The sequence below is a fragment of the Phyllobacterium myrsinacearum genome (genome assembly GCF_002980555.1).
Classification (GTDB): Bacteria; Pseudomonadota; Alphaproteobacteria; order Rhizobiales; family Rhizobiaceae; genus Phyllobacterium; species Phyllobacterium myrsinacearum.
On the sequence record NZ_PVBT01000004.1, the window covers coordinates 245,988 to 270,518 of the forward strand.

The 24,531-nt window shown below is 58.6% G+C and carries 22 protein-coding genes; 18 read left to right on the forward strand and 4 right to left on the reverse strand.

Annotated features, from left to right (window positions below; translation table 11 throughout):
- Positions 1-91: 91 nt before the first annotated feature.
- The 8 genes from C5750_RS15810 to C5750_RS15845 all read left to right on the forward strand — a co-directional run bounded on the left by C5750_RS15810 (position 92) and on the right by C5750_RS15845 (position 9,979).
- Positions 92-1,660: an ABC transporter substrate-binding protein gene (locus C5750_RS15810; RefSeq protein ID WP_105734865.1), complete on the forward strand. Its 1,569-nt coding sequence runs from the start codon at positions 92-94 to the stop codon at positions 1,658-1,660.
- Between the two features lie 87 nt (positions 1,661-1,747).
- A complete protein-coding gene (locus C5750_RS15815; RefSeq protein ID WP_105734866.1) occupies positions 1,748-3,307 on the forward strand; it encodes an ABC transporter substrate-binding protein in 1,560 nt (519 codons plus the stop codon).
- A 55-nt stretch (positions 3,308-3,362) separates the two neighbouring features.
- Positions 3,363-4,331, forward strand: a complete 969-nt coding sequence (locus tag C5750_RS15820; protein WP_105734867.1) for an ABC transporter permease — start codon at positions 3,363-3,365, stop codon at positions 4,329-4,331.
- A gap of 23 nt (positions 4,332-4,354) precedes the next feature.
- Complete coding sequence (locus tag C5750_RS15825) at positions 4,355-5,314, forward strand: ABC transporter permease (protein WP_105734868.1); 960 nt, start codon at positions 4,355-4,357, stop codon at positions 5,312-5,314.
- 7 nt (positions 5,315-5,321) lie between these two features.
- Positions 5,322-6,515, forward strand: coding sequence for an amidohydrolase family protein (locus C5750_RS15830; RefSeq protein WP_105734869.1), 1,194 nt, complete (start codon positions 5,322-5,324; stop codon positions 6,513-6,515).
- Positions 6,512-8,008, forward strand: a complete 1,497-nt coding sequence (locus C5750_RS15835; RefSeq protein ID WP_105734870.1) for an amidohydrolase family protein — start codon at positions 6,512-6,514, stop codon at positions 8,006-8,008. The genes C5750_RS15830 and C5750_RS15835 overlap by 4 nt, the downstream gene beginning before the upstream one ends.
- A gap of 4 nt (positions 8,009-8,012) precedes the next feature.
- Positions 8,013-8,987: an ABC transporter ATP-binding protein gene (locus tag C5750_RS15840; protein ID WP_425350468.1), complete on the forward strand. Its 975-nt coding sequence runs from the start codon at positions 8,013-8,015 to the stop codon at positions 8,985-8,987.
- The gene (locus C5750_RS15845) at positions 8,984-9,979 is read left to right on the forward strand and encodes an ABC transporter ATP-binding protein (protein ID WP_105734872.1); all 996 of its coding nucleotides are present in this window, start codon (positions 8,984-8,986) and stop codon (positions 9,977-9,979) included. Before C5750_RS15840 ends, C5750_RS15845 begins: the two co-directional genes overlap by 4 nt.
- 11 nt (positions 9,980-9,990) lie before the next feature.
- Here the strand turns inward: C5750_RS15845 and C5750_RS15850 are convergent, their stop codons facing one another.
- Complete coding sequence (locus C5750_RS15850; RefSeq protein ID WP_105734873.1) at positions 9,991-10,668, reverse strand: GntR family transcriptional regulator; 678 nt, start codon at positions 10,666-10,668, stop codon at positions 9,991-9,993.
- A gap of 125 nt (positions 10,669-10,793) precedes the next feature.
- Here C5750_RS15850 and C5750_RS15855 point away from each other — a divergent pair, with 125 nt between their 5' ends.
- Both C5750_RS15855 and C5750_RS15860 read left to right on the forward strand, forming a co-directional pair.
- Positions 10,794-11,423 carry a flavin reductase family protein gene (locus C5750_RS15855; protein ID WP_105734874.1) on the forward strand — a complete coding sequence of 210 codons (630 nt, stop codon included), beginning with the start codon at positions 10,794-10,796 and terminating at the stop codon, positions 11,421-11,423.
- Positions 11,424-11,445: 22 nt separating this feature from the next.
- Positions 11,446-12,189, forward strand: coding sequence for an aspartate/glutamate racemase family protein (locus tag C5750_RS15860; protein WP_105734875.1), 744 nt, complete (start codon positions 11,446-11,448; stop codon positions 12,187-12,189).
- A gap of 8 nt (positions 12,190-12,197) precedes the next feature.
- Here the strand turns inward: C5750_RS15860 and C5750_RS15865 are convergent, their stop codons facing one another.
- On the reverse strand, positions 12,198-12,827 hold the full coding sequence (locus C5750_RS15865) for a glutathione S-transferase family protein (RefSeq protein WP_105734876.1): 630 nt from the start codon (positions 12,825-12,827) through the stop codon (positions 12,198-12,200).
- Between the two features lie 7 nt (positions 12,828-12,834).
- Positions 12,835-13,209, reverse strand: coding sequence for an ArsR/SmtB family transcription factor (locus C5750_RS15870; RefSeq protein WP_105734877.1), 375 nt, complete (start codon positions 13,207-13,209; stop codon positions 12,835-12,837).
- Positions 13,210-13,433: 224 nt separating this feature from the next.
- Between C5750_RS15870 and C5750_RS15875 the strand changes: the two genes are divergently transcribed.
- Genes C5750_RS15875 through C5750_RS15890 form a run of 4 tightly spaced genes read left to right on the forward strand, consistent with a single transcriptional unit; the run spans position 13,434 to position 18,304 of the window.
- Positions 13,434-14,276, forward strand: a complete 843-nt coding sequence (locus tag C5750_RS15875) for an ABC transporter substrate-binding protein (RefSeq protein ID WP_105734878.1) — start codon at positions 13,434-13,436, stop codon at positions 14,274-14,276.
- Positions 14,277-14,291: 15 nt separating this feature from the next.
- Positions 14,292-15,422, forward strand: a complete 1,131-nt coding sequence (locus C5750_RS15880) for an LLM class flavin-dependent oxidoreductase (protein WP_105734879.1) — start codon at positions 14,292-14,294, stop codon at positions 15,420-15,422.
- Positions 15,423-15,481: 59 nt separating this feature from the next.
- Entirely contained in the window at positions 15,482-17,284 is a 1,803-nt protein-coding gene (locus C5750_RS15885; protein ID WP_425350472.1) for a TRAP transporter large permease, read from the forward strand.
- Positions 17,285-17,302: 18 nt separating this feature from the next.
- Positions 17,303-18,304 (forward strand): TRAP transporter substrate-binding protein, encoded by a 1,002-nt coding sequence (locus C5750_RS15890; protein ID WP_105734880.1) that lies wholly within the window; start codon positions 17,303-17,305, stop codon positions 18,302-18,304.
- A gap of 39 nt (positions 18,305-18,343) precedes the next feature.
- Here C5750_RS15890 and C5750_RS15895 read toward each other — a convergent pair whose 3' ends face one another.
- Positions 18,344-19,201, reverse strand: coding sequence for a MurR/RpiR family transcriptional regulator (locus C5750_RS15895; protein ID WP_105734881.1), 858 nt, complete (start codon positions 19,199-19,201; stop codon positions 18,344-18,346).
- 341 nt (positions 19,202-19,542) lie between these two features.
- On the opposite strand from C5750_RS15895, the gene murA reads away from it, so the two are divergent.
- From murA to C5750_RS15915, 4 genes are all read left to right on the forward strand, one after another.
- Positions 19,543-20,799 carry a UDP-N-acetylglucosamine 1-carboxyvinyltransferase gene (gene murA / locus C5750_RS15900; RefSeq protein WP_105734882.1) on the forward strand — a complete coding sequence of 419 codons (1,257 nt, stop codon included), beginning with the start codon at positions 19,543-19,545 and terminating at the stop codon, positions 20,797-20,799.
- Positions 20,796-21,677 carry a glucosamine kinase nucleotide-binding domain-containing protein gene (locus C5750_RS15905; protein ID WP_105734883.1) on the forward strand — a complete coding sequence of 294 codons (882 nt, stop codon included), beginning with the start codon at positions 20,796-20,798 and terminating at the stop codon, positions 21,675-21,677. The genes murA and C5750_RS15905 overlap by 4 nt, the downstream gene beginning before the upstream one ends.
- 323 nt (positions 21,678-22,000) lie before the next feature.
- Complete coding sequence (gene murQ, locus C5750_RS15910; protein ID WP_105734884.1) at positions 22,001-22,924, forward strand: N-acetylmuramic acid 6-phosphate etherase; 924 nt, start codon at positions 22,001-22,003, stop codon at positions 22,922-22,924.
- Positions 22,925-23,005: 81 nt separating this feature from the next.
- Positions 23,006-24,529, forward strand: a complete 1,524-nt coding sequence (locus tag C5750_RS15915; protein WP_105734885.1) for an ABC transporter substrate-binding protein — start codon at positions 23,006-23,008, stop codon at positions 24,527-24,529.
- Positions 24,530-24,531: the final 2 nt, after the last annotated feature.

Consider the following 24,531-nt stretch of genomic DNA (forward strand, 5'->3'; position numbering starts at 1 on the left):
CGTTGACAAAGCCAAATCCTTGTGGCCTATGGAGGGAAATAAAAGTCGCGGGCAAGCCTAGCGACGGGGCACACACGAGGAGGAAATGCCGATGACGCGACTGCGAAAATCCGTCTTGGTGGCAATGACATCGTTGCTATTGTTTGGAACGGCGGCAGAGGCTGCGACACTGCGGTGGGCCGGGCAACGGGACATATTCTCACTCGATCCCTATTCCTACGGCTCGACCTCTAATCTGGCATTTCTCAATCACATCTATGAGGGCCTGGTCCGCTACACGCCGGAGTTCAAGGTTGTTCCGGCGCTGGCCACGGAATGGCAGCTCATCGACAATAAGTACTGGCGTTTCAAGCTCCGCCAGGGCGTGAAATTCCACAATGGAGCGGACTTTACCGCGGATGACGTCATTGCATCGCTTAAGCGCGTGAGTGATCCGAGCTCGCCGCTCAGGGGTAATATTCCACTCTACGTCGGGTCGAAAAAGGTCGACAATTATACGGTCGATATCGAAGTCTCAGCGCCATCGCCGCTCTTCCTCAACGATCTGACGAACATCTTCATGTTCAATGCGCAATGGCTGGTCGACAACAAGAGCGAGAAGCCCACCGATGTGGGCGCGCAGGTCGAGGGCTATACAACCTATCACACCAATGGGACCGGGCCTTTCAAGCTCGAAAGCCGCGTTCCCGACGCCAAGACGATCCTTGTCGTGAACGACGCCTGGTGGGACGAGAAAAAGCACAATATCGATCGCATCGAGTTTACGCCGATTACATCCGCCGCGACGCGCGTTGCCGCTCTGTTGTCGGGAGAGGTCGATCTGGTTGACGCGGCCCCTATCCAGGATATCAGTCGCCTTGAATCAACACCGGGTATCAAGGTCGATAAGCGCTCGGATCTGCGAACCATTTCCATTGCATTCAATCGCCGGGAAAGGCTGACGGACGGTCGTGACAATCCGTTCAACGATCTGCGGGTGCGGCAGGCGTTCGACCATGCGATTGACCGGGATCTGATCAACAAGAAAGTCATGCGCGGACTGGCGCATCCCGCCGGTGCATTGGTCGCGCCGGAAATACCGGGCTACAGCGCGGAGCTGGATAAGCCTGCAACCTATGATCCGCAATTGTCGCGCAAGCTTCTGGCCGAGGCCGGGAAGAGCGATCTTGCCTTTACCTATCTTTGCATGAACGATGAAAGCGTGAACGAGGAGGACGTTTGCTCTGGTGTCGTCAACATGCTGACGCGTGCCGGCTTCAAGCCGACGCTCGATATCGGCCCGCGTGCCGTGCAGACGCCAAAACGCTCGAGCGGTAAATCCGACGTGTACATGGTGGGCTGGGCCAACGAACCCACGCTTGATGCCTATTCGATCCTGGTTCAGGTGCTTTCCACCCGTCATGGCGCCGATGGTGTCGCAAACTATGGTGGCTGGTCCTATCCCGAACTCGACAAGATGGTCAAAGAGGCCGCCACGGAGCAGGATCGCGACAAGCGCCTGGCCATTGAAACCGCCGCGCTCAAATTTGCCAAGGATCAGGCAATCATGATCCCGCTGCACCAGCAGCCGATGGCATGGGCCATGACCAGCAAGATCGAGAATGTCGTGATCCGGGCTGACAACAAGCCGCGGCATTGGCTGACGCGCATGACCGACTGATCTGCAGCGCCTTTGGCGCTGTCTGATAACCAAGGCAAGACCTCCGTTCAAGGAGGCGGCAAACGTCCAGAAGCGGAGCAAACCACAATGTTGAAGCAACTAGGCCTCGCGGCCACGGTGGCAATGAGCCTGATTTTTCCAGGCCAAGCCGCAACACTCAAATGGGGCGCGCCCCATGATATATACTCGCTCGATCCATATTCCTACGGTGACAGTTATACGCTTGCCTTCCTCAATCACGTCTATGAAGGCCTGGTCCGGTACGACGCCAAGCTGAAGATTGAGCCGGCCCTTGCCACATCGTGGGAGACGATGTCGGACACGGTCTGGCGGTTTCATCTGCGCAAGGGAGTGAAGTTCCACAACGGTGCGGGTTTTACCGCCGATGACGTCTTGGCCTCGCTCACCCGCGTCAGCGACAAGACCTCGCCCCTGCGTGGAAATCTGCCCGCCTACAAATCGGCAAAAAAGGTTGATGACTATACTATCGACATCGAGCTGACGGGGCCGTACCCGCTTCTGCTCAATGACTTGACCAATATTCACATCTTCAATGCGGCTTGGCTCGCCGACAACAATTCGCTGAAGCCGACCGATGTCGGCGCAAAGCTTGAGGGCTATGCGACCTATCATGCCAATGGCACCGGCCCTTTCGTCATTGAAAGCCGGGTCCCGGACAGCAAGACGGTTCTCGTCAAGAATCCGAATTGGTGGGACAAGTCTGAAACCAATGTCGACCGTATTGAATTCACGCCGATAACATCGGCAGCCACTCGTGTTGCGGCTCTCCTGTCAGGCGAGATCAACTTCACCGATAACGCGCCCTCCCAGGACCTGCCCCGCCTCTCGGCCCAGCCTGAACTCAAGGTCATGGAGCGGACCGATCTGCGGACGGTCATGATGGGGTTCAATCGCAAGCCGAAGCTCACCAACGGTGATGATAACAAGTTCAACGATCTGCGTGTGCGGCAGGCATTCGCCCATGCGCTCGACCCGCAATTGATCCAGAAACGCATCATGCGCGGTAAATCGCGCACGGCGGGTGCAATCATCGCACCGGAAATTCCGGGTTATACCGAGGCGCTCGACAAGCCGGTGTCCTACGATCCGGAACTGTCCAAGAAACTGTTGGCAGAGGCTGGAGCAAAAGATTTCGCTTTCACGCTCGTGTGCACGACCGACGCTTATGTCAACGAAGAAGAGCTCTGCCAGGGCATGGTCAACATGCTGAGCCGTGCCGGCTTCAAACCGCAGCTCGATATTGCACCGGTGGCTGCTCAAACGCCAAAACGCACCAATGGCAAGGCTGATGTCTATCTCATCGGTTGGGCGAACGAGCCGATGCTCGACAGCTATTCCATCCTGCTTCAGATGATTCAGACGAAGACGGACAATGCCGGTGTCTTCAACTGGGGAGGCTGGAGCTATCCTGAAATCGACAAGCTGGTCATACAGGCCTCGACGGAGATGGACAGGAGCAAGCGGCTGGCGCTGCAGACCAAGGCCCTGCAGATGGTCAAGGATGAGATCATCATGCTTCCCTTGCATCAGCAGCCTATGGCCTGGGTGATGACGGGCAAGATCGACCATATCGTTCAACTGCCCGACAACAAGCCCCGTCACTGGTTGACGCATTTTGCCAAGTAGAAGTGGCGGTTTGCCGCGACGGGTTCAAGGCAGACAGAATTAAGGGAGGCGACAGATGCTGGTTTTTATTGTGAGGCGCTTGGCAAACGCAATCCTGGTGATGCTCGCAGTAGCCATGCTCGCCTTCCTGATTTTCCGGCTTGCCGGCGATCCGGTTGAGCTTATGGCGAATGAACAGATGACGCAGGCGGATCGCGACAATCTGCGCGAACGCCTGGGTCTCAACGATAGCCTGCCCACCCAGTACATCCGCTTTGTTGTCCACGCGGCTGAGGGCAATTTCGGTATCTCCTATCGCAATGGCCAGGATGTGCTGACGCTCATCGCCGACCGGTTTCCCGCAACCCTGGAACTGGTGCTGGTGGCAACGCTCATTTCACTGGTGTTCGGCATTCCTCTGGGCGTTCTGACGGCAATCAAGCGCGGCAAGTGGTATACGGAGGGCCTCCAGTTCCTCTCCATTGTCGGCGTGTCCTTGCCCAGTTTCGTCGTCGGTATTCTGCTGATCCTGGTGTTCTCGGTCAGCATGGGGTGGCTGCCGGCATTCGGACGAGGCGACGTTGTCAAACTTGGCTGGTGGTCGACCGGGTTGCTGACATCGTCGGGACGGGCTGCTCTCATTCTTCCGTCAATCGCGCTGTCGCTTTACCAGATCACCCTGATCATGCGGCTGGTGCGGGCCGAGATGCTGGAAGTGCTCCGGTCCGACTACATTAAATTCGCCCGGGCGAGGGGTATTCCCCGCTGGCGCATCTATTTCCGCCATGCGCTGAGAAACTGCCTCATGCCTGTTGTCACCATGACCGCGATGAACGTCGGCTCACTGATCGCCTTCGCGCTTATCACGGAAACCGTCTTCCAGTGGCCGGGCATGGGCATGCTGTTCATCCAGGCGGTGACATTCATCGATATCCCCGTGATGGCGGCATATCTGTGCATCATCTCCTTCATTTTCGTTGTTCTGAACATGCTCGTGGATATCGCCTATGCGGTCATCGATCCGCGTCTGCGCAGCACACGCTAGCCCCGAAGTTAGGGACCTGTCCGATGACAACAGATGTATCGAAGACACCGAAAGTACCAAGGCCAGCGCGAGCGCCGCTTCTCAGGCGTATACGCAACAGCGACCTCTGGTGGTCGTTCACCCACAGCAAGGTGGCAATCGCGGGCGCCGTCATTCTGGCAATCCTGATCCTCACGGCAGTGTTTGCGCCGTTGATCGCGGCGCAAAACCCCTATGACGGGGCACAGCTGGACATGTGGAAGGCGGAGCTGCCGCCGATCTGGGAGCAGGGCAGTGAATGGCCCTATTTGCTCGGAACCGACACGCAGGGCCGCGATATGCTCTCGGCTATTCTTTACGGGACACGTATTTCCATTTTCATCGGCATAGCGTCGGTCGCCCTGTCCCTGCTGATCGGCATGAGCGCCGGTCTGGTGGCTGGCTATTTCGGCGGCTTTGTCGATAATCTTCTGATGCGTATCGGCGATGTCACCCTGTCGATCCCCACCATTCTCGTGGCCATCCTGGTTTCGACGGTCGTTCGGCAAATGCTTCCCGCAGAGCTCCGGGAAATGGGTGCGTCGGCCGTGCTGGTGTTTGCAATCGCGCTATCCGCATGGGTTCAGTATGCGCGCACGGTCCGTGCCCAGACGATCGTGGAGTGCGGCAAGGACTATGTGCACGCAGCCAGACTCATCAGAGTGCCGGCCCGCCGGATCATGGCCAACCACATCCTGCCCAACACGCTCACACCGGTCCTGGTGGCGGCGACATTGAACTTCGGCATGGCCATTCTGACGGAGGCAACGCTGTCTTTCCTCGGCATAGGCATGCCACCCAGCCAGCCGTCTCTCGGAACCTTGATCCGCATCGGCAACCAGTTCCTGTTTTCCGGCTCGTGGTGGATCGTGCTGTTTCCCGTGCTCCAGCTTTGCCTTCTCGTTGTTGCGGTGAACCTGCTCGGCGACTGGCTGCGCGACGCCCTAAACCCGAAATTGAGGTAGACGACACATGACCAATCTATTGCTGCGTAACGTACGGCCCATGGCTGGCGACAGCTGTGATATCCTGATCAAGGATGGGAAGATTGCTGCTTTCGGTCAATTTGCGCCGGAGCCTGGCATGCCGGTCGAGGACGGAGGCAATTCCATTGTCATTCCGGGTCTCATTGACGCCCACACCCATCTCGACAAGACGACATGGGGCATGCCGTGGCACGAGAACAACCGGGCGGCGGTGCTGCGCGAGCGCATTGATTTTGAGCGCGAGAACCGCAGTGCGATCGGCATTGATCCGCACCGGCAGTCCATGCGCCATGCGATCGGGCTGGCGGCGCATGGTGCAACCCATATCCGCAGCCACGTCGACATTGATCCGACCCATGGCCTATCCATCGTGGAAGGCGTTTGGGAAACCCGCGAGAAACTGCGGGGTATCATCGATATCGAAATCGTTGCCTTTCCCCAGTCCGGTGTCATGGTCATGCCCGGCACTGCCGAACTGCTGGACGAGGCTCTGCGGCAAGGCTGTGAGGTGCTGGGAGGCATTGACCCCTGCGGTATAGATCGCGACCCGAAGGGCCAGCTCGACACGATATTTGCGCTTGCCGTCAAACATCAACGGCCGATCGATATCCATCTGCACGAGGTCGGGGATCTCGGTGCATTCACCATGGAACTCATTTTCGAACGCATCCGCGCAAACGGCATGCAGGGCAAAGTTGCCATTAGCCACGCGTTCGCGCTCGGGATGAACGACTATCTGCGCGTCGGAAAGCTGATGGATGAACTCGCGGCGCTCGACGTGGCGATCCTCACCACCGGCGCGCCATCTGCCACCGTTCCCTCGGTCATGCGGCTGAAGGAAGCCGGCATACGCGTCGGCGGCGGCTGCGATGGTATCCGCGATACGTGGGGGCCGTGGGGTCAGCCCGACATGCTCGACAGGGCCAAGATTATCGGCATGAAGAACGGGCTGCGCAAAGATCGTGAACTTGAGCATGTTCTGCATATCGTCTCGCAGGGCGGTGCTGATGTGATGCGGATCGAGGGCTATGGTCTGCAGATCGGGTGTGCGGCCGACCTGACTCTTCTGACGGGTGAAACCCTGGCGCATGCTGTTGTCGACATTGCCCCGCGTCCGCTGGTCATCAAGGGCGGACGTGTCACGGCACGGCAAGGCCAAGCCATTGTGGACATGCCATGACAAGAGCCGGATTTGAGACACTGACGCTTGGCCGCAGACCCGAGGGGCGCACGCTGCTGACTGCCGATTGGGTGCTCGGCCATCGTGACGGAACCCATCGCCTTATCCACAAGGGAGAAGTTGTGTTCGAGAACGGCGAAATTCTGTTCGCCGGACACGGCTTTCCGGGTGAGGTGGCACGCCGTATCGATTTCGGGACGTCGTTGATCAGTCCAGGGTTCATCGACCTCGATGCACTCTCCGATCTCGACACGACGATCCTCGGCATCGACAACCATCCCGGTTGGGCCAAAGGGCGGGTCTGGCCTCGCAGCTATGTCGATGCCGGTCCCTATGAGATGTATACGCCCGAAGAGCTGGCCTTCCAGAAGCGGTTTGCCTTCGGTCAGCTTCTACTGAACGGCATAACCACCGCCGCGCCCATCGCATCGCTGTTCTATCGCGAATGGGGTGAGACCGTAGCCGAATTCGACGCGGCTGCAGATGCGGCGGGAGAACTCGGCCTGCGGGTCTATCTCAGTCCTGCCTACCGGTCAGGCGGCATGGTTCTTGAAAGTCCGGGCCAGATACGACCGGTGTTCGATGAGGAACGCGGTTTGCGCGGCCTGGAAGATGCCGCGCGCTTCATCGAACGGCAAAGCGGGCGTCATGACGATCTCGTGCGGGGTATGCTTGTTCCGGACCGTGTTGAGACCTGCACAACCGGATTGCTGCAACGCACTGATGCGGTCGCACGCGAACTCGGTTGCAAGATCCGCCTGCACATGGCGCAAGGCATCATGGAAGTCGAGACGGTCCGCGCATTGCATGGATCGACTGCACCGGTCTGGCTCGCAAAATCGGGACTGTTGAGCGAGCGGCTGATTGCGCCGCACGCAACCAATGCAACGGATGAAGATCTGCGTCTTTATGCGGCCAATGGCGTGTCGATCGTGCATTGCCCGCTTGTGTCTGCCCGCGGCGGCAACACGCTGAATTCTTTTTCCGCATGCCGCAACCGCGGCATCAACATTGCGATGGGTACCGACACGGCACCGGCTGACATGTTGATGAATCTGCTCGTCGGACTGATTACATCCCGTATCAATGACGGGGTGCCGGACCGGGTGCGCAGCGCGGATCTTTTCGATGCGGCGACGCTTGGCGGTGCACGGGCGCTCGGCAGAACTGACCTTGGCCATCTTTCACCGGGCGCGCGTGCGGATATTGCGGTGTTCGGCCTTGACGATGCGATCATGGCGCCATCGATCGATCCGATCACAACGCTTGTTGCCGGCGGATCGGGCAAGGTAACGCGGGCGGCCTTTGTCGACGGGCGTCCTTCCATGCTGTTCGGTGAGGTGGCCGGCATCGATATGGCGTCTGCCCGGGAACGGATACAGAAACAGTTTGACGGGTTGATTGCCAAATATCCCGAGCGAAGCTGGGCACATCCGCCGGTCGCCGAAATATTCCCTCCAAGTTATCCAATAGAGAGCAGCGCACATGGGTGAAACAATGGATCAGCCCATCCTTGAGGTTCGCAATCTCACGGTGGAATTTCCCGGCCGCCACGGGACGGTGGCCGCGCTTTCGGATGTGAGCCTCGACATCCGGGCGGGTGAGATTCTCGGTGTGGTCGGTGAATCCGGCGCCGGCAAGTCGATGACCGGCCTGGCCATCCAGGGACTGCTTGAGCGCCCCGGCCATATCAGCGGCGGCGAAATCTGGCTGGAAAAACGCCGGATCGACACGCTTGATGACTATGAAATGGAAAAAATCCGCGGCCGCAAAATCGGCGCGATCTTCCAGGATCCGCTGACCTCGCTCAATCCGCTGTTCACTGTCGGAGCCCAGCTGGGTGAGACGATCCGCCAGCATCTCAACATGAGCAAATCGCAGGCGAAGGCTCGGGCGATCGAATTGCTTGGAGAGGTCGGCATTCCTTCCCCGGACGAACGGGTCAACCACTACCCGCATCAGTTTTCCGGTGGAATGCGGCAGAGAGTGGTCATCGCCCTGGCACTTGCGGCGGCGCCCAAGCTGGTGATCGCCGACGAACCGACCACGGCGCTGGACGTGTCCATTCAGGCGCAGATCATTTCGCTGCTGCGCAGGCTATGCAAGGAGAAGCGCACGGCCGTCATGCTGGTCACCCATGACATGGGTGTCATTGCAGAAGCAGCCGACAGGGTGGCGGTCATGTATGCCGGCCGGCTGATCGAGGTTGGCCCGGTCAACCAGGTGCTGCACGCGTCATCACATCCCTACACCCGTGGTCTCATGGCTTCCATTCCGGCACTTGCTGCCCGCGTGGAGCGCCTCAACCAGATCGACGGATCCATGCCCCGGCTCGACGCGATTCCAGATGGGTGCGCCTTCAATCCGCGCTGCAAATCGGTCGGGCCGCGCTGTATTCGAGAGCAACCTGAACTCATGCCGGCGGGCGATGGCGCAAGCGCCTGCTGGCTCAACGCGGGAGGAACCGCATGACCGGGACCGGACAAAAAAAGCCGGCTTTTACCGCCGAACGCCTTGTCAAGACATTCGATGTCTCGGCACCGTGGCTGAGCCGGGTTATCGAGCGCAAACCGCGGCAGCTTCTGCAGGCCGTCAATGATATCAGCTTTACCGTACCCGCCGGTGGATGCCTTAGCATCGTCGGAGAAAGCGGCTGCGGCAAATCAACGGTTGCACGCCTTGTAACCGGGCTGCACAGGCCAAGCGGTGGCGAACTTCGCTTTGCGCCGGGGCGCAACGGGGCACCGCTTTCGGTACAGATGATCTTTCAGGACCCCTATGCCTCGCTCAATCCCCGCTGGCGTGTGAAGAACATCGTTGCCGAGCCGTTGCGCGAGATGAAACTGCTCAAAACCTCGGTTGAAATTACCGAACGCGTTGAGGAACTGCTCGAAACCGTCGGGTTGTCGGCTTCGGATGGCGAAAAATATCCGCATGAGTTTTCGGGCGGCCAGCGCCAGCGCATTTCAATCGCCCGGGCACTCGCCAGCGAGCCGGAATTCCTCGTGTGCGACGAGCCGACATCTGCGCTCGATGTGTCGGTGCAGGCGCAGGTTCTCAATCTCATGCGCAAACTGCAGGACGAACTCGGCCTTACCTATCTCTTCATCAGCCATGACATGAGCGTTGTCAGGCACATGTCGGACCGCATTGCGGTCATGTATCTCGGGCGTATCGTCGAAGAAGGGGATACGGAAGAGCTGTTTGCCAATCCACGGCATCCCTATACGCGGCTTCTGCTGCAGACGATCCCCAACGTGCAGCAGCCGAACAGGGACCGGGTCGTTGGCGGGGGTGAGGTGCCGAGCCCGCTCAAACCGCCATCCGGTTGTACTTTCCATCCGCGCTGCCCGGTTGCAATCGGGCGTTGCTCGGCCGAGGTGCCCGAGGTCCGCACCCTTTCGGGCGGCACGCGCGTGGCATGCCACCTGGTTGAAGAGCAGGTTGCACATGCAGCACGGTGATGGTCAGCGGTTCAGGCGAGCGCCGAGCGCAGATCGTGCGGAAGATCACGGATTTCGCTCAGATCGAGCTCGGACTCCACATGCTCAAGGTGGTGTTCCATGAGTCCTGTTGCTTTGGAAAGATCGCCGTTTGCGATTGCGTCGACGATTTCGGCATGTTCGTCCGGCCCGCAATTGAAGCGGTTGGTGTTGCGGTAGACCGCCGTGATGAGGGAACTTCTTGCGATCAGATCGCGCATCGTGGCGAAAAGGAAGTCCGAATTCGCGACCTCTGCAAGCAAGAGATGGAAGCCGCCTGACAGCTTGATGATATCGGTCGTGCTATCCTGCGCATTGGCGGTTCGTTCCTTGGAAACATGGGTTCGCAGCCGCGTGACATTGACCTTGGAGATTGATTTGCAAAGCCGCTCGACAATGCAGCGTTCGACCGCACGGCGCACAAAAAAGACATCCCGGGCTTCGTCCACCGAAGGCTGGCAGACAAATGCGCCGCGGTTCGGGATGATCGTGACAAGTCCATCCCGTTCAAGTGCAGCCAGTGCCTGGCGGATGCGGGCGCGGCTGACGTCGAAGATCGCCGCCAGTTGCCCTTCCTTGAGTTGCACGCCGGGTCGAAGCCTGCGCTCGGCAATGGAAAGCCATACCCGTTCAACAATCTGCTGTGTTGAAGCCCCTGCTTGTTCAGTCATGTACCTGTCTCCCGATCGTGACAGACAATCGCGATCAAATGGAAAATGTCAACTCGTTTTGTCTGCATGATTGTAGACAATAATGCTATTAATTGTATACTATATGGCGAAACGGGAGAGTCGGAATGCAGTTTGATTTTACAGCGCTTGAGCCGGAGAGCCGATATCGTCTGCTGACGAATTTTATCGGCCCGCGGCCAATCGCCCTGGTAACCACCCGGTCAAGCGCCGGTCACAGCAATGCGGCTCCCATGAGCTTCTTCAATGTGTTCTCGCATGATCCGCCGATTCTGATCCTTGGCGTACAGCCACGGCCGTCGGGGGAAGAGAAAGACACGATCGCCAATATCCGCCGTACGGGTGAGTTTGCCGTCAATATGGTCGACATGAGCATGGCGCAGCAGATGCTTATTTGCGGGTTGGGTTTCGACAGTGAGGTGGACGAACTGGAAATGGCCGGTCTGGAGGCAGCCGCATGCAATCAAATCGATGCCACCTATGCGGCCACGGCTCCCTGCGCCCTGGAATGCCGCGTCGAGCGCCTGATCGAATTTCCGAAGCGGGTGCTTGTCCTTGGCGAAGTCGTCCACATGCACGTGCGCCGTGATTGCCTCGATGCGGAGGGGCGCTACGTCAATCCGGACGTTTATCAACCCATCGCCCGACTCCACGCCGATAACTACATCACCTCCGATCGACAGTTCGTTCTGGCGCCTCCGCCAATTGCCGATTTTATCAAATCCCGCCGCGACTGAGTGGCGCTGAAGGAACTCGACCGTGCATATTCTTCTCATCAATCCAAATTCCACCGCGTCCATGACTTCCCAGGTTCTGGAAAGTGCCGTCCGGGTGGCCTATCCGACAACGCGCATTACCGCGGTTAACCCCGTGGATACGCCGGTGAGCATCGAGGGCGGGGCCGACGAAGCCATGGCTGTTCCGGCGATGCTTTCCGAGATTCGCAAAGGGCAGGCGCAAGGTGTGGACGCCTATGTCATTGCCTGCTTCGATGATCCCGGCTTGCATGCGGCGCGGGAGATTGCGCGGGGTCCGGTGATCGGCATCTGCCAGGCGGCCATACAGGTCGCGATGACCATCAGCCGGCGCTTCACGGTGATCACGACATTGCCCCGCTCCATCCCGATCATCGAAGATCTGGTCAGCGCTTACGGCGCGAACCACCATTGCCGCAATGTGCGCGCCATCAATCTGCCGGTGCTGGGACTGGATGAAGACCCGGTCGAGGCAGAGCGTCTGCTTGTGATGGAGATCGGCAAGGCGAAGCAGGAAGACCGCGCGGAAGCGATCGTTCTTGGCTGTGCCGGCATGTCCCTGTTGTGTGACCGGCTCAGCGCCGCGACCGGTATTCCCGTCATTGACGGCGTCACGGCAGCCGTCAAGGTTGCCGAGGCGCTGGTCGGGGCGGGATACAAGACATCCAAGGTGAACGGTTATGATTTCCCCCGGGTCAAGTCGCCGTCCCCTGTGTCCAGCATGGAGCAGGTTGGCAATTTGGCGTGATCGCCGTATCAGGGCAGCGGCACCGCTCCCGTGAAATGCGGCACGCGATAGCCGCGCTGGACGGCTTCCCGTTCCGCGATATGAAGATACCACCGTTTCACGTGGGGATAATCATTCAGATCGATTTTGTGACGCGTGAAACGTGAAACCCACGGCCACGCCGCCATATCGGCTATCGAATAGTTGCCGGCCAGATAAGGCCGGTCAGCCAGTCGCGCGTCCAATGTTCCGTAGAGACGGCGGGTATCGTTGCGGAAAAGATCCTCTGCGAACGGGGCTTCCCCCTCGTGGTAGGTCAGGAAGTGATGCGCATGCCCCAGCGTCGGCCCCAGTCCGCCGGTCTGCCACATCAGCCACTCCAGGGTTTGTACGCGCAGAACACCCTTATGCGGCAGGTACGTTCCGGTCTTTTCCGCCAGATAGAGCAGAATTGCGCTCGATTCCGTGAGTTTGATACCGGTTTCATTGTCAATGATCGCGGGTATTTTCCCGCCGGGATTGATATCGAGATAGCTGGCGCCAAACTGTTCTCCCTTGGTGATGTCGATGGAATGGATGCGGTAGGGCACCCCGAACTCCTCCAGCGCGATGGCAACCTTCAATCCGTTAGGGGTGATCCATGTGTAGAGGTCAATCACGGCGGCTTCAGTCGAACATCATTTCATCGACGGGGAGGCCGCCGGAATTTTTCATGGAATGCTTGCCGGTAACATCATCCAGCCCGGAAAAAAGGTCGCGCAGTGTCTGCACCAGTCTTTCAATCCTGCGGTCGGCGACACGGTAGTAAATGGTCTTGCCGTCACGCCGCCCTTCAATAATGCCGGCATCACGCAATTCGCTCAACTGCTGGGAAAGTGTGGGCTGGCGAATGCCGAGTTCCTCCTCAAGATGTGACACGGAGCTTTCCTCTTCCATCAGATAGCACACGATCGAAAGGCGGTTGGGATTGGCAATGTGCTTGAGCAGCTCGCTTGCATCTCCCACGCTGCGGCAGAGTTTGGACGAAATCGCTTTTGCCATGACTGGTGTCCCTCATCATTTATAAAAAGATAGATTGAGGTGTCTTCGCTTTCAATGCGCAAAACCAGCCTCCGGCAAGAATGCAAAATTGTTCTCTCTTTTCCCCAGCCATTGGAAATCTTGTCTCGCCGCTCTGCGTGAATTGGGATGGCTGCCTTTCCTGAACAATATATAAAAATATAAATTGTTTTCAGCAGTCATTTCAACCCAATTGGAACATCAGCATGAAAATCGGCGTTCATCCGAGCAATTTGCACTTGCGTCTCGCGCAGGCCTGGCCCGATGCTTTTTCGGGGCTTGAGCCGGAGTTCGTCAATTACAACGAAGGCCGTGATACCATCAGACTGATCGGCAATGGTCAGATTGATTTTGGTGGCACCGGATCGACGCCGCCGATTGCTGCCGAAGCGTCTGGCTGGAATGTCACCTACATCGCTGCATCCGCGCCGCGGCCAGCCAATGGCGGTATTTTCGTTGCCAGGAACAGCCCGATCCGTTCCATTGCCGATCTAAGGGGAAAACGCATTTCCCTGATCGATGGCTCGTTTCACACCTATCTTCTGGCGCGAGCCCTTGAAGGCGAAGGGCTGCGGCTGCCGGATGTCAGCCGCCTTGAGACGGGGGCCGCAGAATCATTGCCAGCCCTGCTTGAAGGACGTGTGGATGCCTGGATTGCCATGGCGCCACGTCTGGAAAAGGCGATGGAACGCAGCGACATTCGTCTGATTGCGCGCTGCGGCTCGACAATTCCCAACCGCTCCCTGTTCTGGACGACGGACGATCGCCGGCTGTCCCGGGAAACGCGTCAGCGGATTGTCGCGGAATTATCCCGTATCGGCCGCGAGGTGGCAGCGGATACGCGCATTGCTGCCGAACGGCTTGTCGCGAACGGCGCCGGCGATGCCGACCTTGATGCGTGGGAGCGCGTGGTTCGTTCCCGGGATTTCAGCGTTGTGGCGGCCGATGCGGACATCATCGCTGAGCAGCAGGAAGAGGCCGATACCCTGTATCGCCATGGATATTTCAAGAACCCCGTCCGCCTTGGACAATTGGCCCGCAGCGTCTGAGCGGAGGAGAATGTCATGAACGTACTTTGGTACATGTGCGCACCGGATGGTGTCTATCCCTGGCAGCCGGAAGGTTCGCGTCAGGTCGACTACGGCTATTACCGGCAATTGGCGCAGGCCTATGATCATCTCGGCTATACCGGAGCACTTTTTGCAACCGGAGCTCACGATGTCTGGGTGCTGGCGGGTGCGCTTCTTCCCTATACCGAGCGCATGAAATTTCTGGTGGCGGTGCATCCCGGTCTGATTGCGCCAACGCTGCTGGCCAAAATGGCGGCAACGTTCCAGGAATTTTCGCGCGGCCGCTTGCTCGTCAATGTTGTCTCGGGCGATGCCAAAATGCTGGGTGCCTATGGCATGACATTGCCGCACGACCAGCGTTATGACATGGCGGACGAATATCTCACCCTGTGGCATCGGCTCTTTGCCGGCGAAAGCGTGACCCATCAGGGCAAGTATTTTTCAACGGAGGGTGCCAAACTCGCCCTTCCCGTTGGAACCGGCATCGCCCCGCCGCCACTCTGGTTCGGCGGTTCGTCCGACAAGGCGCTCGACGTTGCAGCCAAGCATGTCGACGTATACCTCTCCTGGGGCGAAACACCCGACCAGATCAGGCAGAAGATCGACGCGGTCAAGGAGCGGGCGGCCCGGCTCGGCCGGACGCTCGAATATGGGATCAGGCTCTACGTCATCGTACGGGAGACCGACGCCAGGGCGTGGGATGCGGCCAATGATCTCTATGCGCGTATGGATGCCGCTGCAATCGCTGCCAACCAGCGATTTGTTTCCAAGAGCGATTCCGTCGGTCAGCAACGCATGAGCGCGCTGCATGGCGGCCACAAACCGGACGATCTGCGCGATCTCGAAATAGCGCCCAATCTGTGGGCCGGAATCGGCCTCGTCCGCCCAGGGCCCGGGACCGCCATTGTTGGTTCTCCCGATACCGTTCTGCGGACGATGGACGCTTACAGGCAGGCAGGCGTCGACACGTTCATTCTCTCCGGGATGCCGCTACTGGAAGAGGCATATCGCTTCGGCGAACTCGTATTGCCGCGTCTCGACGTGACGCGAGAGGTTTCGCAGGCGAAACATTTCACCTGGTCGACATTGTTCGACAAAGACCTGGGCAGTGCCAAATCCGCATAAGTTTTTGCCACTTGAGCGAAAGAGACAGATACGTGACCCTTATCGAGACCACAGAACCTCTGCCCGGTGAAGGGCTAGCCCGGATTTCAAGCCAACTGCTCAAGCGATTGGAGGCCGTGCTTGGCTGGCTCTGTGCCGCTTTGCTCGCCATCTTGCTCGCGGTTGTCCTGGCAACAGTCGTGCTGCGGTACGTCTTCAGCGCCGGTTTCATGGGATCGGAGGATCTGTCGGTGTGGCTGCACGTTGCGCTCATCGCTTTCGGTGCGCCTCTCAGCCTGAACAGCGCCCTGGCCATGCGGCTTGACGTCTTTGCCAATCTGTTGCCTCCATCCGGCAGGATTGTTGCCAATGCCATCGCCGATATTTTTACCGTCTTGACCGGACTTATCCTGAGCTTCGGCGGCAGCGAGATCATGACAATGCTCGGCGGCGTTTCACCGACATTGGGGCTGCCGGAGTGGATACGGTTCGGCTTCCTCGGCGCGGGCGGCTCATTGTTGCTTGCCGCTGTGCTGCTGCAACGCTTGGCAGACGGCAAAGCGGTGCAGATTGTCACGGCCGGCATGATCGGGGCCGCCCTTTACTTTGCTGTTCCGCACCTTGATCTGGGTTTCAACTGGCCTCCAAGCATCGTTCTGGGATTGATCGCCGCCATAGGTCTGGTCGTGGCTGCGCCGCTGCCGCACGCGTTTCTTGCGGCAGCCTATGTCGTGATTGCCTTTGGCAGTACATTGCCCGAGCCCGCCGTTGTCGCCTCTACCGTCACCGGAATGTCAAAATTTCTGCTCTTGGCCATTCCGTTCTTCCTACTGGCCGGCGGATTGCTGACCGCATCGGGTGTTGCCAATCAGTTGGTGCGGTTTGCATCTGCGCTTGTCGGCCATCGCCGCGCCGGATTGGCGCAGACGACACTTTTGACCAGCGTGCTGTTTTCCGGTGCGTCCGGTTCATCGGTTGCCAATGCGGCCTTTGGTGCATCGACATTCCAGCCCGAACTGGTCAAGCGCGGTTACCCGCCGGCCCAGGCTGCCGCCATCATCGCCTCCACCTCTGTTCTCGACAACATCATACCGCCGTCCGTCGCATTCCTGATCCTGGCCGCGGCGACCAATCTCTCGGTGGGCTCGCTGCTTGTCGGCGGTTTTTTTGCCGGTGGTGTGATGGCCGTCTGTCTTGCAGTTGCCATCCACCTCACCGTTCGCGAGCAACAGCCGCAACCGCGTGCGGGCAGGGCAGAACGCTGGAATGCCGCCATCGGCGCAATTCCGGCATTTGGCCTCGGCATCATCGTCGTTGTCGGTATCCGCATGGGCGTCGTCACGACGACGGAAGCGGCGGCGCTTGCGGCGATCTATACCCTGCTTCTCGGGATCGGGGCGCGTCTGCGGTTCGGTTCGCTCTTCAGCGCGTTCCGACAGGCGGCGACGGAAGCTTCGGCCATCGGACTGCTGATTGGAACCGCGGGGCCGTTTGCATTCCTGCTGGCGGTGGACGATGTTTCCGGACTTATCTCAAACCTGACCTCCGCGCTCGGCGGAAGTGCAATTGCCGTGCTTCTGCTTTCAAATCTCATTTTGCTCGTCGTCGGTCTGGTGCTCGATATCGGGGCTGCAATACTTCTGTTTGGCCCGATCCTGCTCCCTGCCGCAGTGGCGGCCGGTATCGATCCCGTTCATTTCGGCGTGATCATCGTCGTCAATCTGATGATCCATGGGCTGACGCCGCCGCTCGGCATGCTGATCTTTGTCGTCAGCGGTGTCACGCGTCTGCCGGCATCGGCGCTGTTTCGCGCTGTTGTTCCCTATCTCTTCGCACTGCTTGTAGCTCTGGCGATCATCTGCGCCTGGGCCATCATTTTCTAGAAATCAGGAAGCCATCCAATGATCATGCATCGCCGTACCTTCATCAAATCCGTCGCCGTCGCTGGAACGGCATTGCTTGCTGCCCCAGCGCTTGTCGGCCGTGCCGCCGCTCAAACCCGAACGATTACCGTTGCCTCTCTGTTTGGCGATGACAAACCGGAAACCAGGATATGGTTCAAAATTCGCGACCTCGTCGAAGCGAAACTGCCCGGCCAGTTCAAGTTCAACATCGTCAGGAATGGCGCGCTCGGGGGCGAGAAGGAAGTTGCGGAAGGCGTGCGGCTCGGCTCGATCCAGGCCAGCCAGTCAACGGTGTCATGGCTTTCCGGCTGGGTGCCCGAGTTGCAGATTCTCGATCTGCCGTTTCTCTTCCGCGATGCCGGGCATGTGCGCAAAGTCGTGCAGGGAGATGTGGGAACGGGGCTCAAGGAGAAGCTTCTTGCGCAGAATTTTGTCGTCGGCGGCTATATCAACTACGGCGCGCGCCACCTCCTGACCAAGGAACCTGTCACGCGACCGGAGCAGCTCAAGGGCAAGCGGATCCGCGTTATCCAGAGCCCTCTGCATACCAAGCTCTGGGCGGCATTCGGCACCACGCCCATCGGTATCCCCATCACTGAAACCTACAATGCCCTGTCAACGGGCGTTGCCGACGCAATGGATCTGACGAAATCGGCCTATGCGGGTTTCAAGCTGTACGAAGTCGTGCCCTATCTGACCGAGACAGGCCATGTCTGGGCATCCGGCGTCGTCTATTATTCGGCGGCGTTCTGGAGCGGCCTTAACGTTGAGCAGAAGCAGGTCTTCCTTGAAGCGTCAGCCGCCGGCGCCGATTATTTCAGCCAATTGATCGTCGAGGACGAAACCGGATCGATGAAAGCCGCCGGGGATCATGGGGGTAAAATTCTCCAGCCGGAAAATCGTGCGGCGTGGGAAAGCGGCGCGCAGGGGGTATGGGAGCAGTTTGCTCCCGTTGTGGGAGGCCTCGACAGGATCAGGGCAATACAGGCTGTTTCGTAACCGAAACGGATGTCGGTATGAATGGGCTGTCGAGGATCGCTAGGGATGCTCAGCCTTGAGAACGGAAACCGCCACTTCGCTGTTGTGGATATATTCATGGGCATCTGATTGCCCCTGAATGAGCAGGATGAACAACAGATCGGTGAGCGTCAGTTGCGCATCTCTCGCGGTGATGGATGAAGAGCGGACGCGCTCTTCATCGGCAAAGGTGTAAAGCCGGATGTTCGCCACGCGGCTCAGCGGATTGTCCTTCAGGCCAGTCACGGCAATGACGGTCGCGCCGCGCTGGCTGGCAAGTTCTGCAATCCGCAACGTCTCGATACTGTCGCCCGAATAGGAGAGAGCGAACAGGACGTCGTCGGGGCCAAGCGTGGAAGCGTTGGCCATCTGGACATGGCTATCACTGTCGTGCAGCACGTTGCGCCCGAGCTTCATCAGCTTATAGGCAAAATCGCGCGCCACCAGCGAGGACGCACCCACGCCCGCCATGTGAATACGCCGGGCCTTGCGCAGGATTTCCAAAGCGATGCCGATGTCTTTTTCATTGTTGACGGCAACCGTCTGCTGCATCGACAATTGTTTGCTGCCGATCAGTTTCTGCAGGATGACGAGATAGCTGTCGCCTATTTCGATCGTGCCGTGGATCATTCCCGCCGGGGCCGTCCATTCCTGCGCCTTGGCTTCGCTGACGGCGAGCTTCAGCTCCATATAACCGGCATAGCCGAGCTTCTGGCTGAATTTCACGACGCTGGACTGGCTCCGGCCCGTCTCCACCGCCAGAGCAGCAGACGACAGCCGCAGCATCTGATCGGGGTTGTCGATGATGAACTGCCCGATCTGGCGATCGGCAGGCGCCATGGAGTCCAACTGTGCATTGATTTTCTGCAGTATAGACATGCGTTCCTTTGCACGTTGGCAGTTCAGCACGCGCCTGAGCGCGGACCGCTGGAATAATCGGAGCCTTCAGGCTCGCTCAAATGACATACCTACCGTCAATTCAAAGCACTGGCTACTCCTGGCAACCGCGCAAGAGGCAGGCCGGATAAACGCGGCGCGCGCCAACACTCAGGCATAGAATAATATATTCCTAAATCAATTGACATGGTGGAATGATCAATTAGTTTTTGTACATCGCCGTGGCGGCCGCGCAATCAGTGCCGGATGGCTGTCCACGGGTCGTGAGGGCGGTCACAAGGCCTGCCCTGTTTTCATGCTCCTCGGATCAGGCAGTGGTTATCATGGATAGATTACGGATCATCGGGGGAAACAGACTGGAAGGTGCGGTCACGATTTCCGGCGCCAAAAACGCGGCGCTTCCGCAAATCGCCGCGGCGCTGCTGAGCCCCTATCCGCTGGAACTGACCAATCTGCCTGCTGTCAATGATGTCGAGAACATGCTGGGCGTGGTGCAGCTTCACGGCGCGCGCATTGACCGGTCACCGCATGCGGCAATCATCGATACAAGCGCTGTCGTGTCGAAAGAAACATCCTATGACACCGTCAGGCGGATGCGCGCAACCATATTGGTTCTCGGACCACTGCTTGCCCGCTTCGGGCATGCCAGGGTTTCGCTGCCGGGCGGATGTGCGATTGGTGCGCGGCCGGTCAACATGCATGTCAGCGCACTTGCCGCGCTTGGAGCCGATATTGCCATCGAGAACGGCGTCATTGTTGCATCTGCGCAAGGTTCGCTGCGTGGAACCCGTATCGTTCTCAGTTCTCCATCCGTGGGGGCAACCGAAACGGCCATGATGGCGGCCACCGCAGCAAAAGGTGAAACGGAAATCCTCAATGCGGCACGCGAACCGGAAGTGGTTGATCTCGCCGCTTGCCTCAATGCGATGGGAGCCCGCATCGAAGGTGCCGGAACACACCGGATCCTTGTGGAAGGTGATACGACCTGGCGCGCCGCCCGGCACGCTATCATCCCTGACAGGATAGAGGCGGGCACCTACGCAATCGCGGCGGCCATCACCGGCGGCCAGCTTGAGCTGACCCACGCCCGTCTGGAACATCTCGCTTCGGTTGTACAGGCGCTTGAAGCGGCCGGCGTCAGCGTCTGGCCCAGCGACCGGGGCCTGATTGTATCGCGGGAGGGGCCGCTGAAGGCCGTTGACATTACCACGGAGCCCTATCCGGGATTCCCGACGGATCTCCAGGCCCAGTTCATGGCATTGACGTGCCGGAGCCAGGGTGCATCGCTGCTGCGCGAAACCATATTCGAAAACCGCTTCATGCATGTCCCGGAGCTCATGCGTCTGGGAGCAAACATAACATTGCAGGGAACGACTGCGCTGGTGCGCGGCGGGGAACCGCTGCACGGTGCGCAGGTCATGGCGACGGATTTGCGGGCGTCCGTCTCGCTCGTTCTGGCAGGGCTCGTTTGTGACGGTGAGACGATCATCAACCGGGTGTATCACCTGGATCGCGGCTACGAGCAGCTGGATCGCAAGCTTCGTCTCTGTGGCGCGGATATCGAGCGGATCAGCTCATGAGTGACGCCATGCATGAAAAGCCGTTTTTCCTTGGCGTCGATGGCGGCGGCACGGGCTGCCGCGCCCGCATTGAAGACGGCTTTGGTACGATCCTTGGTCAGGGCCTCTCCGGTCCCGCGACGACCCGTCTGGGCGTGGACGCAGCCTGGGCTTCCGTCGCCAGCGCCTTTGCCTCGGCAATAGCGGAAGCCGATTTCACGGAGCGGGAAACCGCACGCATACATGCCGGTATCGGTCTTGCCGGCATTGGCCGCAAAGGCGCGCTTGAGGCGCTTCGGGCGATCCCTCATCCGTTTGCCAGCATCGCTTTCACGAGCGATGGCGTTGCGGCCTGTCTGGGGGCTCACTCCGGCGAGGATGGCGCGATTGTCATTGCCGGAACGGGCTCCATCGGCCTCGGTTTTGCCGGGGGGCGCGATCTGCGGGTTGGCGGTTATGGCTTTCCAATATCCGATGAGGGCAGCGGTGCGGACCTGGGTTTGAAAGCTGTCCAATTCGCTTTGCGGGCATTTGATGGCCGCCACGAGCAGAGCGCATTGCTGAGCGAAGTGATGCAGCGGTTCCAGAATGACCCGGTGGAGGTGGTTGCATGGATGGATCGCGCGACGGCGACCGATTATGCGGTGCTCGCACCCATGGTAATGCGTCATGCGGATCAGGGTGACGTGGTGGGGCGGCGTCTGGTTCAGGGAGCGGCCGAACAGATTGACTCCATTGTCCGCGCCTTGATCGAAAAGGGTGCGCCCCGCGTCACGCTTCTCGGCGGGCTGTCGACGCCGCTGGAACCATGGCTTGCTCCGGATATTCGCCGGCGCCTTAAACCAGCTGATGGCGATGCGGTTTCAGGTGCGATCATTCTCGCGAGAAAATCGCGTTGAGACTTCAGACAACCATTGCCCATCATTGTTATCGGTAAGCGCCGCCTAGTCACGGCCGGGCGCTCGCAGAAGGCGGATGCCTGCAAGTTTCCGCCAATGGGCAAGCGCGCTTGATTAGGAATATATAATTCCAAACTTATGTTGACAATAGGAATAATAAATCATAAAAAGTTAATATAAAAAGAAGGGGAACTGTAGCAGCAGGGAGCGAGCAGCCGCATTCCGGATGCGGAATAGACAATTCATGCAATGCGCGGACGATGCCATCTCATGGCCCTTCGCGGTATCGCATTTTCATAAAACAGTTCCCCGAAAGTTGGCCAATGACTGAGCAGACGTTGATATCCGAGTTGGAAAAACTGGTCTCCGAGGGCCGAAATCCGCAGACAATGCAGATCGATCTTCTGCCAACGGCTGATATTTTGCAGAAGATCAATGATGAAGACAAAGGCGTGCCATCGGCTGTCGAGAAAGTCATTCCCCATATCGCCGCGGCGGTTGACCGGGTCGTCACTGCCTTTCAGGCCGGGGGGAGACTGATCTATATGGGCGCGGGAACCAGCGGCCGTTTGGGAGTTCTGGATGCTTCCGAATGCCCGCCGACATTCGGTGTGCCCGAAGGCCTGGTTGTCGGGCTGATCGCCGGCGGGCCCGAAGCGATGGTCAGGGCCATAGAGGGCGCCGAAGACGATCCGCACAAGGGTGAACAAGCGCTGCGGGACATCGGCCTGACGGCGCAGGATGTGGTTGTCGGTATCGCCGTCAGCGGACGCACGCCCTATGTGATCGGCGGATTGAACTATGCCAAACAGCTGGGGGCTGCGACCATTGCCTTGTCCTGCAACCCGGATTCAATTATTGCCGGAATTGCCGATATCGCAATTTCTCCTGTCGTCGGCCCGGAGGTTCTGACCGGATCGACCCGATTGAAATCCGGCACCGCGCAGAAGCTCATTCTCAACATGCTGACGACGGCCAGCATGATAAGGATCGGCAAGAGCTATCAGAATCTCATGGTAGACGTTCATGCAAGCAACAAAAAACTCGTGGCCAGGGCGTCCCGGATTGTCATGCAGGCAACCGGTTGTAGCACGGGGCAGGCGCGCCAGGCTCTCGATCAGACAGACAATGATGTGAAACTGGCGATATTGATGGTCAAAACGGGAATGGACGTGGAAAAAGCGCGGGTGGCGCTAAAAGATGCAGGAGGTTTTCTGCGAAAAGCGATAAATGCAAAGCCGGTGTAGGACTATGCCGGTTCCGCCGGAAGTAAAACGAATCAAGCGTCCATAAGGCCGCTCAAAATAGCTCCAGAGGGAAAAAGAAAAATGAAAAGGCGTTCAACAGCGAAACTGGTTTCTTGTCTTGCAATAGCTGCAGCCCTTGGCGCGGCGATGGTTGGTTCGCCAGCAAGCGCGGCAACGCTGCGCATGGCCTGGTCGCAGGACGCGACGGGGCTCGATCCGCACAAGCAGACAGCTTTCTCCTCCATAAGGCTGCTTGAGCTCATTTATGAGCCGCTCGTACGCCTGGATGCCAATCTGCAGATTGTTCCGGCTGTTGCCGATTCCTGGCAATTTTCGTCCAATGGTACGGAATTGACCTTCAAGCTCAATCCGAATGCAAAATTCCAGAACGGCGAGCCAGTCACCTCGGCGGATGTGAAGGCGTCATTTGAGCGTATACTCAATGAGGCGACCGGAGCGGTGGCGCGGGCCAACTTCTTGTCGATTGCCAGTATCGATGCTGTCGATCCTCACACGGTGGTCTTTCATCTTTCTCAGCCTGACGTGCCAATTCTGACGGCGATGACAAATCTGAATGCGGCCATCGTTTCCGCAGGCGAGATTGCAAAAGGGGCGATCAACACGACGCCGGTTGGCTCCGGGCCCTTCAAGCTTGAGAAGTGGGACCCGAATTCCCGCGAGATACTGGTTGCCAACAAAATGTGGGCGGGAGGCGCAACCGGTATCGAGGGCATCAACATCAGTGTTCTTCCCGATGAGACAGCGATCCTGGCAGCCATGCGCACCGGCCAGATCGATTTTGCGCTGCTGAATGATCCATTGATCGCAACGCTCATACCGCGCGAGGATCGCCTTGTTCTCAATCGTGCGCCGGTTCTTGCCTATCACGTGCTGCAGCTTAATCCGTCGCGCAAGCCAATGACCGAACTTGCGGTGCGGCAGGCCATTTCCTGTGCCATCGATCGGAAGGAAGTTCTCGATACTGCTTCGCTGGGGGAAGGCAAGGTGACAGGCCCGATAACAACACCATCCTTTGCAACCGATCCCAATAGTCTGTTCTGTTACAAGCGGGATGTCGAGAAAGCCAAGAAACTCATGGCCGACGCAGGATATGCGAAGGGATTCTCGGCTACGGTCATCGCGGCAACCGGCGAACCGCCAACGGCCGCCGCAGAAGCGCAGATCATTCAGTCGCAGTTGGCCGAAATCGGCGTCAAACTCGATATCAAGGTCATGGAATTGAATGTCTATGTCGATACATGGCTGAAAGGTGATTTCGACATGGCTGTTGCCCTGAATGGCGGCAGTGCTGATCCCTATTCGATGTACAGCCGCTACTGGACCAAGACTGGAAACCTGCAGAAGGTCGCAAATTACATCGACGATACCCTGGATGGCCTCATGCAGAAGGGCCGCGCCGAGACCGATCCCGCAGCGCGCAAGGTCATTTTCAGTGATTTCGAAAAACATCTGGCGGAGATGTCTCCGTGGATCTGGCTCTATACCTCCTACAGCTATACGGCACAGCAGAAGAGTGTCCAGGGCTTCACTGGAACGCCCATCGGTTCGCTTTTCGGCCTCAGCAAGGTGACCGTTCAGCAATAGCT